The organism is Streptomyces sp. ISL-43 (assembly GCF_018614195.1).
Lineage (GTDB): Bacteria > Actinomycetota > Actinomycetes > Streptomycetales > Streptomycetaceae > Streptomyces.
Genome location: NZ_JAGGOT010000035.1, coordinates 153,707 through 168,827, shown reverse-complemented (window position 1 = coordinate 168,827; position 15,121 = coordinate 153,707). Strand labels below are relative to the sequence as shown.

Genomic DNA, 15,121 nt, shown 5'->3' with positions numbered 1-15,121 from the left:
CAACAGCGCTCCGCGCGAACTCCCCATGGCACGCCCGTCCCTGATCGGAGGAACCGTGAACTCGCACACCAGCTCGGCCAGCTCGGACAACCAGCTCCTCGACCTGACGCAGCACGAGATCCAGGCCTTGCGCACCAGGTTCAACCTCGCCGACGCCCACACCCACCAGCAGCAGTCGGACAGCCAGCGCGAGATCGTCGCCCGGCTGCCCGAGCTCTGGTACGAGGCGGAGCGAGGCCTTCAGGCAACCGCCGAAGAACGTTTCACCGAGGCGTTCTTCACCCTGCACCGCCAGCCCACGGCCCTGGCCAAGAACAAGACCCTGCTCTCGTACGCCGCTTCGATCTCGACCATGGTCGCCGGCATGTACCTCAAGCAGCAGCGGAAGTCGGTCACGCTGGTCGAGCCCTGCTTCGACAACCTCTACGACGTCCTGAACAACATGGGCGTACCGATGTACCCGATCGACGAGTCCGCGCTCCACGACCCGGAGCGGATCTACGCCGAGCTCAAGCGCCGGGTCCGCACCGACGCGCTGTTCCTGGTCGACCCCAACAACCCCACCGGTTTCACGCTGCTCCAGCACGGCCGCAAGGGTTTCGAGGAGGTCGTCCGCTTCTGCAAGGACCACAACAAGCTGCTGGTCATCGACTTCTGCTTCGCCTCGTTCACGCTCTACGACGAGAAGCTCGCCCGCTTCGACATCTACGAACTCCTCGAAAGCTCCGGCATCTCGTACCTGGCCATCGAGGACACGGGCAAGACCTGGCCCGTCCAGGACGCCAAGTGCGCCATGATCACGGCCAGCGACGACATCCGCGAGGACGTCTACAACCTGCACACCAGCGTGCTGCTCAACGTCTCGCCGTTCGTGCTCAACATGCTCACGCAGTACGTCGAGGACTCAACCCGCGACCAGCTCGGCTCCATCCGCGACGTCCTCACCCAGAACCGCGAGGCGATACGCAAGGCGATCGACGGCACGATCCTGGAGTACCAGGAGCCCGTCGCCGAGGTGAGCGTCGCCTGGGCCAGGATCGAGCACCCCGAGCTGACGGCGACCGAGCTGCAGCGACTCCTGGCCGAGGCCGAGGTCTACGTCCTGCCCGGCCGGTTCTTCTACTGGAGCCAGCCCGACCGCGGCGAGGCCTACGTCAGGTTCGCCCTCGCCCGCGAACCGCAGGTGTTCGCCGACGCCATGGCCCGGATGCGTGAGGTGCTCGACCGCCATGCAGTCTGAATCCCACCCGGCCGACGAGTACGCCGACGCCGCGCTCTTCCTCGGCATGAACAGCGTGGACGAGGACGTGCGCCGCGCCTGCAAGGCCTTCTTCGTGGACCGGCTCGCCGGCCGGCTCGTCATGAGCCTGGAGCAAGTGGGCCGCTGCGACGACATCGTCTGGGGCTTCTCCCGCGAACTCCAGGACGCCTACTACCCTTTCATGGACAATCTGCACACCGTCATGGACATCCGCCGCCTCGGTTACGACGAGGCCGATGTGGAGCGCGGCACCGGCCCGGAACCGCCCCGGACGCTTCCGGCGCATGAGCGGCTGCTGCTCGGCATGGTGCTCAACCGCAAGGGCCTGCTGCATACGGCCAGCCCCCGGCTGGCGGCCACCACCGGGTTCGCCTTACGCGTGGCGGACTGCGCGGACGGGCCGGAGGCACGCTTCCCGGAGCCGCTGGAGAGCCTCTACCAGCAGTCCCTCGCCCTGCGCGTGCCCGCCGAAGCCCTGTGACGGAGGATCGATGATCACCGGAATGACCACAGCACTCGTCACCCCGATCGACGGAGCGGGAGAGGTCGACGAGAAGAGCACGGCCCGCCTGATCGCCTCCGTACGGCCTTACGCGGACGCCCTGCTGCCGGCCCTCAGCACCGGCGAGGGAAGCTCCCTGTCGGACCGGCAATGGCGGGACGTGCTGGCCGCCGTGGTCCGGCACGCCGACGGCGTACCGGTCCTCGCCGGCATCCTGCGGCCCACGACGGCCGAAGCCGTCGCCCGCGCACGTACCGCGAGCGGCCTCGGCGCGGCCGCGGTCGTGGTCACCACCCCGTACGGGCCGGACGTGACCCAGGAGGAGATGTACCTCCACTTCGAGGCCGTGGCCGGGGCCGGACTGCCCGTCGTCGCCTACCACGAGTCGGCCCTCTCCCGGAACAGCCTCGACCTCGACACGCTGCTGCGCGTCTGCGCGCTGCCGGGAGTGGCCGGGGTCAAGGACTCCGCCGGCGATACCGACTTCACCCGCGCGCTGATCGCGGCCGGCCCGGGCGTACCCGTCGTGCAGGGGCTCGAACACCTCCTGTTGGAGTCCGGCCCCGTGGACGGCTGGGTCGTCGCGCTGGCCAACATCGAACCAAAGCTCTGCAAGGCCCTGTTGACCGACCGCGGCGAGGAACGGGCAGCGCAACTGCACGCCGCGTGCGAGCGGTACGGCCTGGAACGCGACGACTGGTACCGCTCGCTGAAGACCGAGCTGCTGCGGCGCGCCGTGATCGAGACCGACCGGGAGGTTCCGTGCTGAACGTGACACCGAAGCCGACCGACAGCCCGCACAAGCGGCTGTTCGTCCTCAACCGCACGCGACAGACCTCCACGGTCCTCGCCCGGATCGAGGAGCTCGAAGCGGCGTGGATCGAGCCCCTCGTCAACGACCTCGCGGACCGCACCGCGCCGCTCGCCGACCGCGCCGAGTGGAAGCTGCGCCTCGGTGAGCTGCTGGCCCGCGAACGCGAGGGCAGCCCGGCCGGCAGCTTCCTCGCCGAGAAGTCCACGCGGGAGCAATTCGCCCACGTGGTAAAGGAGTTCGCGCTCGACGGACTGACCGAGGCGCAGAACTTCTTCCCGGCGATACCCCGGCTTCCGATGCGCGCGCAGATGGCCGTGATGCGGGTCCTCATCGACGAGTTCGGCTGCGGCAACCTGCAACAGACCCATTCGCAGCTCTATCTCGACCTGCTCGCCGAGCTGGGGCTCCCGCAGGAGCTGGAAAGCTTCCTGGACACCACGGGCGACGAGACGTACGAGTTCCTGAACGTCTTCTACTGGCTCACGCAACGCGCCGTCCACGTCGAATACTTCCTCGGCGCGCTCGCCTACCTCGAGGCCAGCATCCCGGACGCCTTCACCGTGCAGGCCCGCGCCTGCGCCCGGCTCGGCCTCGCGCAGGGCAAGTACTACACGGAGCACTTGCACATCGACACCTTCCACATGCGGGAGATGCAGACCGCGATCAAGGAGTACGAGGCCGCGCGCGGACTCGACGCCACGAAGCTCTGGATCGGGGCGCTGCTGCTGTCCCAGCTGATCGGCGGCGCCTTCGACGCCGCCGTCGAGCGGGCGCGGGAGCTGGCATGAACGACGCCGTACTGGAGGAACTGCCCGGCGACCGGCTCCGGGTCCGCGTCGCGGGCCGCGAGTTCGTGATCGACGCCGCCTGCACGCACCGGCTCGGCCGCCTCGTACACGGCCACGTCAATCCGCGCACGCTGCGCATCACCTGCCCCCTGCACAGCACCAGCTTCGACCTCACTACCGGCTGCCCGGTCGCCGGACCGTCGGCGCAGCCGCTGACCGTGCACCACACGGGTGTGCTCGGGCAGCTCTACGAGCCGCAGGACGTCTGGCTGCCGGCTTCCGAGCGCCTCCTCGAATGGGACGACGGCTTCCACGACCTCATGCTGGGCGACCGGCTGCGCATGGAGGCGTACAAGGCGGCCGTCACCGAGGCGGTCCGGCCCGGCGGGGTCGTTCTCGACCTGGGCACCGGTACCGGAATCCTGGCCCAGTGGGCGCTGGAGGCGGGAGCCGCGCGCGTCTACGGCATCGACCTCAACGAGAAGATCCTCGAGACCGCGACGCGGCGGCTCACCGAGGCGGGATTCGCGGACCGCTTCCACCCGCTCTCCGGGTTCTCCTTCGACATCGAGCTGCCCGAGCGGGTGGACCTCATCATCTCCGAGATCATGGGCAACCTCGCCGACAACGAGAACTGCGTCGCGATCCTCGACGACGCCCGCAGTCGCTTCCTTCGGCCGGGCGGCGCCATGCTTCCGGTGGCCGTGGAGAGCTATCTCGTGCCCGTGACCGCGGAGTCGGCCCACAGTGCGCTGAGCGACGGGGTTCCGAAGGACGCCGGCAGCCCGGCCGACTTCGCCGAGCTGCTGCGGGCGCGCGGGGCACGGGACGCCTTCGACCTCTACTACGACGCGATCATCCCGGTGAGCGGCCAGCTCGCCGCGCCGCGGCTCGCCCGCCGGTACGCCTTCGAGGGGACGCACGGTGCGCACGAGACCTCGTACGAGGTTCCGCTCGTGTACACCGTCCAGCGGGACGGCCTGTTCACCGGATTCAAGGGCTACTTCGTGGCCACCCTTTCGGACACCGTGGCACTGGACATCTCCGGTGACGACGTCTCCCCCGGCGACCCCGCGGCCCGTACGACCTCGGACAGCTGGAAGCACGCCTACCTGCCGGTCCGGGACGCCGTACCCGTACGGCGCGGCGACCGGATCGCGCTCGCCTTCTCCAGGCGGCGCCCGGCGGCCGGCGGATCCGGATCCTTCGGGCAGGTCTACGGCTGGGAGGGGTCGGTCGGGTCCGGGGACGTCACCGTCGCCCGGTTCGCACACAGCACCCAGCCCGATCAGGAAGGTCGGACCCCGTGACCACGACGAACACGACGACCGGAGCGGCCGCGACGGCCACGACGGCCGTCCACTCCGCCGCGGACCCGCGGCTGCCCGCGACGCCCGACACGATCAGCGTCTACACCGACCTGAACTGCTCCTTCGCCCACGTGGCCGTGCACCGGCTGCACGAGGCCCGGCGCAAGCTGGGCCTGGAGGGCCGGATCTGGTTCGACTTCCGGGCCTTCCCCCTGGAGCTGTTCAACCGCGAGGTCAACGCCCGCCCCGGCGTCGACTCCGAGATCTCGGTGCTCGGCGCGCTCGAACCGGAGGCCGGCTGGCGGCTCTGGCAGGGGCCCGACTGGACCTACCCGGTCACGACCCTGCCCGCGCTCGAAGCGGTCCACGCGGCCAAGTCCCAGTCCCTGGAGGCCAGCGAGCGACTCGACCGTGCGCTGCGCCGCGCCTTCTGGGCCGAGGGCCGCTGCATCTCGATGCGCCACGTCATCCTCGACGTGGCCGCCCGGGCGGGCGCCGTCGACGTGGACGCGCTCGCGGCGGCCCTGGACACGGGCTCGGCCAGGGCCGCCGTGATGGCGCAGTACGACTCGGCCCGCGAGGGCCGGGTCAACTGCAGCCCGCACGTGTTCCTCCACGACGGGACCGACATGGCCAACCCCGGGATCGAGGCGCACTGGCTGAACGGCGCCTTCGGCCAGGGATTCCCCGTGATCGACCGGGACCGCCCGGAGGTGTACGAGCAACTCCTCGCGCACGCCGCGCGGCTGGCCTGAGATCTCTGATGCGGGAGGAGCGGAACGGAGGGTGTCGGCGCGTCGCGCCATCTGCCACACTGTCGCCCGACCCGGCGCGGGCAGACTCCTCGGCCCGCCCGCGCCCCCTGGGAACCACGGGCTCTCGCAGGAGGAAACACGGTATGGGACTCACCGTCAGATCCTTTGTCGCCACCGGAATCGGGCTGCTGGGCATGGGCGCCGGACTGGTACTGGCCCCGGCGGCAGCGGCCGCCGCACCGGCCTGCCCGTATCCGTACGTCTGCTTCTACAATCTGGACGACCTCAGCAACCCGGCCGCGAAGATGACCGGCAAGTACCAGGTGGTGACCAGTGGCTGGCAGTGGTTCACCGGCAGCTCCCGGGGCGCCGACTATGTGGTGAACACCCGCAATGACGACGTGGTGTACGTGCACATGACGGACGGCAAGGTCATCTGCGTGGAGAACAACAGCAGTCACTCCTTCATCAACGACGAGCCGGCCCGCTACGCGGATGCCGTCCGGATCTCCTCCGCGTCCAACTGCTGACCATCCCCCGTACGACATTTCCGACACCCTGTCACCCCCACCCGGGTGGCGGGGTGTTGGCGTCCGAACCGGGGAGGGTGACCAAGGCGCGCATGCGGGGGTCCCGACGTGGCCGGCCGCACGGTGAGCCGTCCGCAACAACCCCCGTATGTGCGGCGCTTCCCATTTCGGCAGGCGTGCGTGGGAAGCCACGGCCCGGCCGGCCGCCCGACGTCAGCGGCCGTTCGTGTCACCGCCCTCTCGACGTCTGCGGTTGCGTCGGCCGAAGGCCCCCGCCAAACCGATCAAACCGCCTGTGAGCGCGCCGCCGACGAGGATGCGCAGCAGGTCTTCCATGGAGTACTCCCCTCTGGGTCAGGTTCACCGTTGCCCGGTCCGCCCCCGACTTCCGGTCGGAGATCTCTCCTTCTCGCGGCAGGGGCGTTCCACGCGCTCGGGTGCCTGATCGACTACGAAGGGGGACACTATCGACGCGTGGACGGCCTGGCTTGGATAAATTTGACCTCGCCTCTCACAAGGCGAGGGCTCCCTCCGCCACACATGCGGCGGCCATCCGGCCGGGGGTGGTCCCGGCCAGATCACGGAACTCACGGTTGAGATGGGCCTGGTCGTAGAAGCCACAGGCAGAGGTCACTTCGGTGAGGTTCGCACCCTCTCGAGCGAGCAGCCCCGCGGCCCGGTGGAAGCGCAGTACCCGGGCGGACATCTTGGGCGTCAGGCCGATCTGTTGGGTGAACCGGCGGATCAGGTGGCCCTGGCTCCAGCCGACTTCGGCCGCGATCGCGCCGACCGGGATCGCGCCACCGGCGCGGGACAGCAGTCGCCAGGCGTGGCTCACCTCGGGCGCGGGACACGGGCCGCGCCCGAGACGGGCCGACAACGCGATGTCCAGCAGGTCGAACCGGGCTCCCCAGTCGCCCATGGCTGCCAGTTGTTCCACCAGCACTCCGGCCTCGGGTCCGAGGACGTCGCGAAGCTCGACCACCCTGTTGGTCAACTCGCTCATGGGCACGGCGAACAGCCGATAGGCGCCGAGCGGGGTCAGCTCGAGCCGGATCGCCTCCTGGCCACCGGGGTGGTCACACACCCGGGGCCCGTCCTCCAGACCGGCGACCAGCGAGCCGGTCACCTGACTGTTCGGGCTCGCGTCGCCCAGCCGGCGGATCTGGGCGAACGGCTCCCCCAGGCTGATCACCAGCACGGCTCGCCCCGTGGGAACCAGCCGCACCCGATAGGGCGAGGCAGCCGCCTCCCAGTAGCCGGCATAGCTGTGCACGAACGGGCGCAACTGGGAGGGCCACGGCCGGGTCACCCGCCACCGGCCACCCACCCGCGTCACCTCGACTCCCTGACCGGCCGTGCCTGTGCTCGCGACCACCGGCACACCCCCTCCCTCCCGCGGCTACGGGCGTACAGAGCCGGCAATCGCTCGCCGTCATGGCGATGGCGATGGCGATGGCGATGGCGATGGCGATGGCGATGGCGATGGCGCCAGGCTACTGACAGCATCCGATATCGCCGCCCCGGATGCAGGGGGGCCGGGAGCGTCAGGGCGCGTGCAGGCGAGCACCTCCCGACGGTGCGGCGGGGGCGGGTGGGGCGAGCACGGTGTCCAACCGGCCGACGGAACAGCGGCGTTGGACGGCCGACAGGGTCACGATCGCCGCGCCGAGAGCGAGCCAGCCTGCCGGGCCTGCCGTCATCACCGCACCGGTCAGGAGCAGCGGTCCGGCGGACTTCTGGATGGATTGGGCCATGCCCGCCACGCCCAGGTAGGACGCCTTCGCCCCCGCGGGCGCGAGCGAGACCGCCAGCTCCCAGGAACTCACCGAACGCATCAGCTCCGCCGCGGTGGCCAGGACCGCCGCGGCGAGGAGCGCGATCGACGCGGCCCCGGCCCCGGCCCCCGCGGTGCCGGCCAGGAGGGCGCAGCACGCGAGCATCGTCAGCCCGTAGAGGAAGACCGCTGTCGCGGCCTGGCGCGGCTCCTGGACCTTCTCCGACACGCGCAGCTGGAGTACGACGACCAGCACGGTGTTGATCACGAGGAAGGCCGGGACCAGGGCGTGCGGTGCGTCGGTGTGGTCCACCAGCCACAGCGGCAGGCCGATGCTCAGGATCGAGTCGTCCAGGTTCATCGGTATGTCGAGCAGTACGAAGCGCAGATAGGCGCGGTCCCGCCAGGGGCTCGGCGCGCCCGGCTTGCCCGCCGCTGCCGCCGTATCGCCGGTGCGCGCGGCCACGCGCCCGTGGCCGCGCGGCTCTCGGGTGCGCCAGACCAGTGCGGCAGCCGCGAGGAACGACAGTGCGTTGGCCAGGATCAGGGCGTGGTAGGCCTCGCGGGTTCCCACGGCGAGACCGGCCGCGGCGATGCCCGCGCCGAGGGCGTAACCGGCGTTCGCCGTACTGCGCGACAGCGCCTGGTAGGTGGCTCGCCGCTCACCTGCCGCGCGCGTGGCGAAGAGCATTTCCAGGGTCTTGGCCGCGCGGTCGCCGAGGTACGTGACGGCGACCACGGGCAGCAGCACGTCGAAGCGGGTTACCACGAGCAGGGTGCCGAGGGTGCCGAGGCGCAGGAGGTGACAGCCGATCAGCAAGGAGCGCACCGGGAAACGGCCGGCCAGGTGGCCCGCCAGGGGTGATCCGGCGATCCCCGCCACCGCGGCCGCGCCCAGCAGGAGGCCGAGCCGACCGGCGTCCAGGCCGATGACGAAGGTGAAGAACAGGACCGAGGAGGCGGCCCACACTCCCGTACCGGCGCGGTCGAGGAACTGGGCGAGCAACATGATCCGGGCATCCCGGCCCCCCGGCGGCCGACGCAACTGCGCCACCAGGCCGGGCCGATCCTGGCGCTCCTTCCGGCTTCCCGCACCGCGCCGCCACATCCCAGGCCTCCGAATCCCCCACGAAAGTATCTCGATGTCGAGATACCTGGCGGTAGCCTGCCCGAGATTAATCTTGACGTCAAGATACTTGCGGCTCCCAGCCCCACCGCCGTCGAGTGCCGCACAGGGACGCCGCCGGGAGCGGTTGATCACGGGAACTTGCCGCAGTAGCATGCATTGCATGGTTCCTGGCAAAGCAAGACGAGAGCCGACCGGCAAGGTAGCCAGCCAACTGCGCAAGGGCGTGCTCGAGTACTGCGTCCTCGCGCTGCTCCGGGACGGCCCGCGATACGGCGTCGAGATTCTCGACGAGTTGGCTGCCGTCAGCGTCATGACCACCAGTCAAGGCACGATCTACCCCCTGCTGTCCCGGCTGCGCCGGGAGGAACTGGTCGACACCGAGCTGCGTGACTCCGCAACCGGTGCCGCACGCCGCTACTACACGCTTACGGCATCAGGCAGGGCGGCTCTCGCCGAATTCAGCGAGAGCTGGCCCTTCTTCCGCGACGGCGTCGACCACTTCCTGACCCCACTCGACGGAGGTTCCGCGTGAACGGCACAGAACACCCCCTCGTCACGGCCTACCTGGCCGCGTTCACGGAAGAGGCCGACGTCCTGCCCGCCTCTCGCCGGGACGAGCTGATCGCGGACCTGCGCGAACACCTCGACCTCGCCGTCAAGGACACCACCGACGAGAAGACCGTACGAGCGGCTCTCGAACAGCTCGGCAGCCCGGACGTGATCGTCGCTGCCGCACTGGCCGAGGAAGACGCAGGCGCGCCACACGGAGCCGCACCGCGGGCCACCGACCGCCCCCAGACGCGATCGCGGACCGTGATCACCGCCGTCCTGATCGGCGTGACGGGCCTGGCCGGCCTGTCGGGCTCCCTGGTCGGAGGGATCGCCCTCCTCTGCGGCCTGATCCTGCTGTGGACCTCCGCGCAATGGCAGCGCGGAACCAAGCTGCTGGTCACCGCCCTCGCCCTCGCGACCCCCGGGGTGCTCGCCCTCGGCGCGGCCACCGGCGTCCTCTCGAAGGGCACCACCCCGATGCAACTGCTCGTCCTCATGACGGCGGGCATCGTCCTGCCCGCGGTGGCTGCCGTGCGCCTCCTCCGCGCACCGGAGGGCCGGGCCCGGTAGGGAGGCCTTCAGCCGCCGACACGGCGCTCCGCCCGAGGCAGTGGGCCGCGGCCGCTCCTCCCGGGAACGACGCCGCGGGTCGGCGATCACGCCTCCAACTGCCAGGGGCGGTGCGGCGGGAAGAGGGACGCGGTCGGCAACAGTTGCCGACCGTCGGCGCGTCCGATCAGGACCTCCCCTACAGCGCGGCCCTGCCCGTCCTGTAGGGGAGTTGCCCTTCAGCGGCGGCGTGCGCAGGTCCAGGCCCCCATGCCCTGCATCTTGGCGAGTCTCCTCGCCGTCGCGATCTGCTCCGCCTTCGTGGCGAGGTCGGCGCGCGGTGCGTACTTGCGGCCTCCTGCCGCGTTCCAGCTCGACTGGGTGAACTGCAATCCGCCGTAATGGCCGTTGCCGGTGTTCGCCCGCCAGTTTCCGCCGGATTCACACCGGGCGATGGCGCCCCAGTCGGGGTTCGGTTTGGAGTGGACCGCTGCGGCGTGAGCACCGGAGGCGTCCAGTAGGACCACGGTCAACAAGACCGTGGAGACCAGTAGTTGACCGATCGTGCTCCGGCTTCGCCGGTCCTTCGGGTGGCGTGACATCAGTCCTCCTTCGCTGTTGGGGCGGACCTGCCACGAACAGCGGGCGGGCCCGCGTACGGCCTTCTTGGGGCCGTGGCCACAGCACAGCACGGACCGACGTGCTTCCAGCGGCACTTGCCGTCGGTGAAGGCATGACGCCACCCGAACGGACGCTGCACGGCCCCTGTGAGACCGCCGCGGCGGGGATACGGCTCGTTCCACCGGGTGGCGGCGTCGCGTTGTTCAGGAACGTGTGGGGGCTCACATGTGAGCCCGGAAGGTACGCAGCCGTTCGTCCGGAGCGGGACTACGCTCCACAAGGTGGAACGCGCAGAGGTACTCAAGCGAGTGATCGGCATCCTCACCGAGGCCCAGGACATCCGCCGGGCCGTCGAGACGGGCGAGGAGGACACCGGCGGCGGAGACGGCCCGGCGGCAACGGCCGGAGTGGCCACGATGCTTCTGAACGAGATGCTGCCGTCGATCAGTGTGCCGGCCGACGCGTCGCCGCAGCAGGTGGCGGCGCTGGTTGCCGAGGCCCTCGGCCCGGCACTGCACACGATGGTCTCCGGATTCAGCCTGGCGTTCACCAGCCTCGCGATCGCGCACGACAGCGGACGGACGGACGTCTCCGCGATCGAGGTCCTCCAGGAACTCGCCCTCGAGGTGGAGGCGGGGACCTACGACGAGGGTCCGTAGGAACGGGGCGCGGGCTCCTCCCTCAGCGTCCGCCCCAGGACATCACCGAAGGTCCCGCGGACCTCCCGCGCGACCCGGCCCCCGGCCGCCGGCCGGACCGGGAAGCGGTCGCCGTCGCCCCGCTGGGGGCCGGAGAAAGTACCGCCCCGCCATGCGTCATCCGGCGACGTCGCGGGAAGGTGTCCGGACATGCCCGAAATGATCAGCAGGCTTGTCACCCGTGTCGCACGGCGCCGCCGCGAGCCCGTCGCCGTCCAGGCCCTGCGGTCCACCGCCGCGGCAGTCATCAGCTACGCCGTCGCGCTCCGCCTGAGCAGTGAGCCGAACCCGCTGACCGCCCCGCTGACCGCCTTGCTCGTCGTCCAGGTCACTCTGTACTCCACGCTGACCACCAGCATCCGCAGGGTGAACTCCGTGGTCGTCGGCGTCCTGATCGCGATCGGCTTCAGCGTGCTGGTGGGCCTCACCTGGTGGAGTCTCGGCCTGCTCATCCTTGCCTCCCTGGTGGTGGGCCACCTGGTCCGGGTCGACGAATTCGTGCCCGAGGTCGCGATCAGCGCCATGCTCGTCCTCGGGGTCACCCAGGTCACGGACACCGCCTGGGACCGGGTCCTGGAAACGGTCATCGGCGCGGTGGTCGGGTTGCTGGTCAACCTGCTGCTGGCACCGCCCCTCTGGGTCGGCCCGGCGGGCGCCGCGATCACCGACCTCGCGCTGCGCATGAGCCGACTGCTCGACCACCTCGGCGAGGAACTGCCCGGACCGACCAAGGTCGAACAGGCCGCGGCCCGGCTGCACGAGGCGCGGCGGCTCGACAACGACATCGCGCAGGTCGACGCCGCCCTCCGGCAGGCCGAGGACAGCCTCCGGCTCAATCCGCGGGTCAAGGAGGGCCTGCTCTTCAGGCTGGTGCTGCGCACCGGCCTGGACACCCTGGAGATCTGCGCGGTGGTGCTCCGCGTGGCCTGCCGGACGCTGGCCGACCTGGCCAAGGCCCGCCCCGACGCTCCGCTCTTCGACGCCGGGACCGCGGCCGCGCTCCAGCAGGTGCTGCGCCACACGGCGATCGCCGTGGAGAGCTTCGCCCAGCTGATCACCGCTCAGGTCAGCGCCAACGCGGAAGAGGCGGAGTCCCGCCTGACCGGGGAGTTGGCCGTGGCCCGGGCCCACCGCGACCGGCTCGCGGACCTGCTGCTGGCCTGCGCCCGCGAGGATCCCGCGCACTGGCAGCTGCGCGGCGCGCTGCTCACGGAGATCGACCGGGTCCTCGACGAGCTGGACGTCGACACGCGATCCCAGCGCCTGCTGGAGGAACTCGACCGCCACGCCCGCTCCCGGCGCACGGGCCGCCTGCGTGGCCGCCTGCGTGGCCGCCTGCGTGGGATGTCGAGGTGAGCCCTGGTATTACGCCAAGAGGCGTATCGACCTGGTCGGTGAAGGCGTGGGTGACACGGCGGTAGCCGGGGACGGGCCGGGCGTGCCGCCGCCGCCGGGTCGCCCGTGCCGGGCAGCGCCGCCGTGGTGGCGCCCGCTCGCTACGGTGGCGGGCGAACGCCGGCGCTGTTTGGCTGGAGGGACCCGCATTCCCCGAAACGAGGATTGATCATGAGCGGCGAGAACCAGCCGAGCGACCGTGCCCGGCAGATGCGTGACAAGGCTCAAGAACTGGAGCAGGCGGCACAGCACGCCACCGATCCCGCGGAGCGACAGCGGCTGACGGAGAAGGCCCTGCGCATCCGGGAGAAGAGCGAGCAGGAGAACGGCAGGGGCAGCGGAACCATGGACCCCATGTAGCGGCGCGCTGACGGGCGGCCCCGCCGGCGCCGGGCCTCGACCGGCGTGTCGCCCGCCCGCGTCCCGTGTCCTGCTCCGCTCCTACTCCGCTCGGCCCGGCAGGGGCCTGCGCAACGCGGTGCGCCCTTGATCCCAGGCCCCGCGGATGCCGGTCGCGAGGCGGTCTTCCAGGAGGACGGTCGCCGCGCAGCCGAAGGCGACGTCCGCTTCGAGCCCGGGCTCGTCGGCGAGGAGGCCGCCGATGACCTCGCGGCGTACGACCTGCTCATGGACGGCGTCGGCCTCGACGTGCTCGGTGTAGAAGTGCTCTGCGGCAGGACCTCCTCCGCAGCGCCGCATGGCCTTGGCCAGGCGGCGGGATCCGGGTGACGAGGTGACCTCGACGCAGGCGAAGTGGCCGACGAGCGCGCCGCGCAGCGCCCTGTGCAGTCCGAAGAGGGACATCAGGTTCACGGTCGCGAGCAGGGCCGCCGGGGCCCGGTCGAGGTAGCGGCCGTACGTCGGATCCAGGTCCAGGTCGATCATGAGGTCCGCGAACAGCCGGGCGTGGATGCGGTCGGCGCGGCCGGCGCCGAACTCGTCGTACTCGATGGCGACCATCGCGGCCTTGGCGCGGCCGGTGAGTCGGGGAATGACCCAGGCGTGCGGGTCCGCCTCCTTGAGGTGGTAGAGGGAGCGCAGCGCCGCGTACTCGCGCAACTGCCAGAGCTCGCCCTCGGTTTCGAGGTAGTGGCTGAGGCTGTCGGAAAGGTCCACGGGCTCGACAAGGAGCGGGGCGAAGGCCTCGGTGGCCGACCGGGGCCCGTCGGACAGTTCGGTGCGCAGAGCGTGGAGGAAGCGGGCCTCCATGGCCTGGCGCAGCCGCAGCAGGTCCGGATCCCATTCCCGTTCCTCGTCCACCCCGTCGAAGCCGCGGTAGTGCAGTTCGTACAGCAGATAGAGCGCGAGCTGGAGGTCCTCACCCAACGGGTCGGCCTTCAGCAGGGCCCCTGGGCCGTATGCCGGCGGGGCACCGGATCGCAGGGCCCGCGTCACGGCACACGACAGCTCGCCCCTCCCTTCGACCGGGCGAGGGCCGGCAGCGGTCCCTGCCGTACTGGGGCCGGGCAGTGTCATCACGGGTTCCTGTCCTCGGGCGGCGCCGCGGCTCGCTCGCGCGGGCGGTGACTGGTGTCGCACCACGGGTACGTACGACTGCGGCGGCACGTGCACACCGCGACGACGAACCGGTCGGAGCGGGCGACCGTCCCGTCGTCCAGGACGATCTCGACAGGGCCCTCGACCAGGACCGGACCCAGTGGATCCACGGACACCCGGCGGGCTCGCGCCGCCGGGGACGCCGGGCACGGCGTGCTGTCAGAGGTGCCGGGCACGGATGACCACCAGCTCTTCCCATTCCTCGGCTCCGGCCGCCAGACCCTGCCGCTCCAGCCAGGCCCGCCGCGACCGCAGCACCGGGCCCCACGGGACGGAGGCCCGCGCCGTCACCGCCGCGGCCATCTCCGCCCCGGTCAGCCGGTCGAGGGTCTCTTCGGCCCCGCACATGCCCGAATGCACCATGAGCAGGACGCCCCCGGGACGCAGCAGGGCCGGGGCGCTCGCGCAGATCCGGTCGATGACGCTGCGCCCGTCGACGCCGGCGTCCCAAGCCCGTGCCGGTCCGCGCGACGGGAGCCGGTTCCCCGGGGAGGGAACGTACGGCGGATTCGCGATGACCAGGTCGAAGCGGCGCCCCGAGGTGCGTGCGGCGAAGTCGCCGTGCACGACGCGCAAGGGCAGCCGGTGACGCAGCGCGTTGAGGCGAGCCGTGGTCACCGCCGGCCAGGAGACGTCGACCGCCGTGACCCGGGCCCCCCTGTCCGCGGCGTGCAGGGCCAGCGCGCCGGTGCCCGTACCGATCTCCAGCACGTCCGTCCGGGGCCCCATGGCCTCGTGGGCGAGCGCCTCGGCGAGGAGCCGGGTGTCCGCCTGCGGGTGGTAGACACCGGGCAGGGAGATCAAGCCGGCAGGCAGCTTGTCCCAGGTCAGAGCCGTACTGGACACCGCATACCTCCGGGATCGACGAGGCCCTGCAAGCGGG

The 15,121-nt window shown here is 71.0% G+C and carries 19 protein-coding genes; 12 read left to right on the top strand and 7 right to left on the bottom strand.

Features of this window, described 5'->3' with window-relative positions; all coding sequences use genetic code 11:
- The first annotated feature begins 55 nt into the window (after positions 1-55).
- The 7 genes from J7F03_RS21670 to J7F03_RS21635 all read left to right on the top strand — a co-directional run bounded on the left by J7F03_RS21670 (position 56) and on the right by J7F03_RS21635 (position 5,960).
- The gene (locus tag J7F03_RS21670) at positions 56-1,240 is read left to right on the top strand and encodes a pyridoxal phosphate-dependent aminotransferase (RefSeq protein WP_308379865.1); all 1,185 of its coding nucleotides are present in this window, start codon (positions 56-58) and stop codon (positions 1,238-1,240) included.
- Positions 1,230-1,742, top strand: coding sequence for a DUF6190 family protein (locus J7F03_RS21665; protein ID WP_214951856.1), 513 nt, complete (start codon positions 1,230-1,232; stop codon positions 1,740-1,742). Before J7F03_RS21670 ends, J7F03_RS21665 begins: the two co-directional genes overlap by 11 nt.
- Before the next feature lie 22 nt (positions 1,743-1,764).
- Positions 1,765-2,532 (top strand): dihydrodipicolinate synthase family protein, encoded by a 768-nt coding sequence (locus J7F03_RS21660; protein ID WP_251072244.1) that lies wholly within the window; start codon positions 1,765-1,767, stop codon positions 2,530-2,532.
- Positions 2,526-3,365 (top strand): iron-containing redox enzyme family protein, encoded by an 840-nt coding sequence (locus J7F03_RS21655; protein WP_214951852.1) that lies wholly within the window; start codon positions 2,526-2,528, stop codon positions 3,363-3,365. Before J7F03_RS21660 ends, J7F03_RS21655 begins: the two co-directional genes overlap by 7 nt.
- Complete coding sequence (locus tag J7F03_RS21645; protein ID WP_251072243.1) at positions 3,362-4,675, top strand: methyltransferase domain-containing protein; 1,314 nt, start codon at positions 3,362-3,364, stop codon at positions 4,673-4,675. The genes J7F03_RS21655 and J7F03_RS21645 overlap by 4 nt, the downstream gene beginning before the upstream one ends.
- Before the next feature lie 71 nt (positions 4,676-4,746).
- Positions 4,747-5,430 (top strand): DsbA family protein, encoded by a 684-nt coding sequence (locus J7F03_RS21640; RefSeq protein ID WP_214951917.1) that lies wholly within the window; start codon positions 4,747-4,749, stop codon positions 5,428-5,430.
- Between the two features lie 143 nt (positions 5,431-5,573).
- Positions 5,574-5,960, top strand: a complete 387-nt coding sequence (locus tag J7F03_RS21635; RefSeq protein ID WP_214951850.1) for a hypothetical protein — start codon at positions 5,574-5,576, stop codon at positions 5,958-5,960.
- A gap of 213 nt (positions 5,961-6,173) precedes the next feature.
- On the opposite strand, the gene J7F03_RS42025 is transcribed toward J7F03_RS21635, so the two are convergent.
- The 3 genes from J7F03_RS42025 to J7F03_RS21625 form a co-directional block, all read right to left on the bottom strand.
- Positions 6,174-6,296: a hypothetical protein gene (locus J7F03_RS42025; RefSeq protein ID WP_285440478.1), complete on the bottom strand. Its 123-nt coding sequence runs from the start codon at positions 6,294-6,296 to the stop codon at positions 6,174-6,176.
- 175 nt (positions 6,297-6,471) lie between these two features.
- On the bottom strand, positions 6,472-7,338 hold the full coding sequence (locus tag J7F03_RS21630; RefSeq protein ID WP_214951849.1) for an AraC family transcriptional regulator: 867 nt from the start codon (positions 7,336-7,338) through the stop codon (positions 6,472-6,474).
- A 169-nt stretch (positions 7,339-7,507) separates the two neighbouring features.
- The gene (locus J7F03_RS21625) at positions 7,508-8,746 is read right to left on the bottom strand and encodes an MFS transporter (RefSeq protein ID WP_214951847.1); all 1,239 of its coding nucleotides are present in this window, start codon (positions 8,744-8,746) and stop codon (positions 7,508-7,510) included.
- Positions 8,747-9,026: 280 nt separating this feature from the next.
- Here J7F03_RS21625 and J7F03_RS21620 point away from each other — a divergent pair, with 280 nt between their 5' ends.
- Both J7F03_RS21620 and J7F03_RS21615 read left to right on the top strand, forming a co-directional pair.
- Entirely contained in the window at positions 9,027-9,398 is a 372-nt protein-coding gene (locus tag J7F03_RS21620) for a PadR family transcriptional regulator (RefSeq protein WP_214951845.1), read from the top strand.
- Positions 9,395-9,988, top strand: a complete 594-nt coding sequence (locus J7F03_RS21615) for a hypothetical protein (RefSeq protein WP_214951843.1) — start codon at positions 9,395-9,397, stop codon at positions 9,986-9,988. The genes J7F03_RS21620 and J7F03_RS21615 overlap by 4 nt, the downstream gene beginning before the upstream one ends.
- Before the next feature lie 218 nt (positions 9,989-10,206).
- Here the strand turns inward: J7F03_RS21615 and J7F03_RS21610 are convergent, their stop codons facing one another.
- Positions 10,207-10,569, bottom strand: a complete 363-nt coding sequence (locus tag J7F03_RS21610) for a transglycosylase family protein (RefSeq protein WP_214951841.1) — start codon at positions 10,567-10,569, stop codon at positions 10,207-10,209.
- A gap of 300 nt (positions 10,570-10,869) precedes the next feature.
- On the opposite strand from J7F03_RS21610, the gene J7F03_RS21605 reads away from it, so the two are divergent.
- The 3 genes from J7F03_RS21605 to J7F03_RS21595 all read left to right on the top strand — a co-directional run bounded on the left by J7F03_RS21605 (position 10,870) and on the right by J7F03_RS21595 (position 13,041).
- Complete coding sequence (locus J7F03_RS21605) at positions 10,870-11,247, top strand: hypothetical protein (RefSeq protein ID WP_214951839.1); 378 nt, start codon at positions 10,870-10,872, stop codon at positions 11,245-11,247.
- A 189-nt stretch (positions 11,248-11,436) separates the two neighbouring features.
- A complete protein-coding gene (locus J7F03_RS21600; RefSeq protein WP_214951836.1) occupies positions 11,437-12,642 on the top strand; it encodes an aromatic acid exporter family protein in 1,206 nt (401 codons plus the stop codon).
- A 210-nt stretch (positions 12,643-12,852) separates the two neighbouring features.
- Positions 12,853-13,041: a DUF6381 family protein gene (locus J7F03_RS21595; protein ID WP_214951834.1), complete on the top strand. Its 189-nt coding sequence runs from the start codon at positions 12,853-12,855 to the stop codon at positions 13,039-13,041.
- A gap of 81 nt (positions 13,042-13,122) precedes the next feature.
- Here J7F03_RS21595 and J7F03_RS21590 read toward each other — a convergent pair whose 3' ends face one another.
- The 3 genes from J7F03_RS21590 to J7F03_RS21580 are packed head-to-tail and all read right to left on the bottom strand — an operon-like array spanning position 13,123 to position 15,084.
- Positions 13,123-14,157 (bottom strand): iron-containing redox enzyme family protein, encoded by a 1,035-nt coding sequence (locus tag J7F03_RS21590; RefSeq protein WP_214951832.1) that lies wholly within the window; start codon positions 14,155-14,157, stop codon positions 13,123-13,125.
- Positions 14,157-14,414, bottom strand: a complete 258-nt coding sequence (locus J7F03_RS21585; protein WP_308379860.1) for a CDGSH iron-sulfur domain-containing protein — start codon at positions 14,412-14,414, stop codon at positions 14,157-14,159. The genes J7F03_RS21590 and J7F03_RS21585 overlap by 1 nt, the downstream gene beginning before the upstream one ends.
- Positions 14,398-15,084 (bottom strand): HemK2/MTQ2 family protein methyltransferase, encoded by a 687-nt coding sequence (locus J7F03_RS21580; RefSeq protein WP_308379858.1) that lies wholly within the window; start codon positions 15,082-15,084, stop codon positions 14,398-14,400. Before J7F03_RS21580 ends, J7F03_RS21585 begins: the two co-directional genes overlap by 17 nt.
- Positions 15,085-15,121 lie beyond the last annotated feature (37 nt).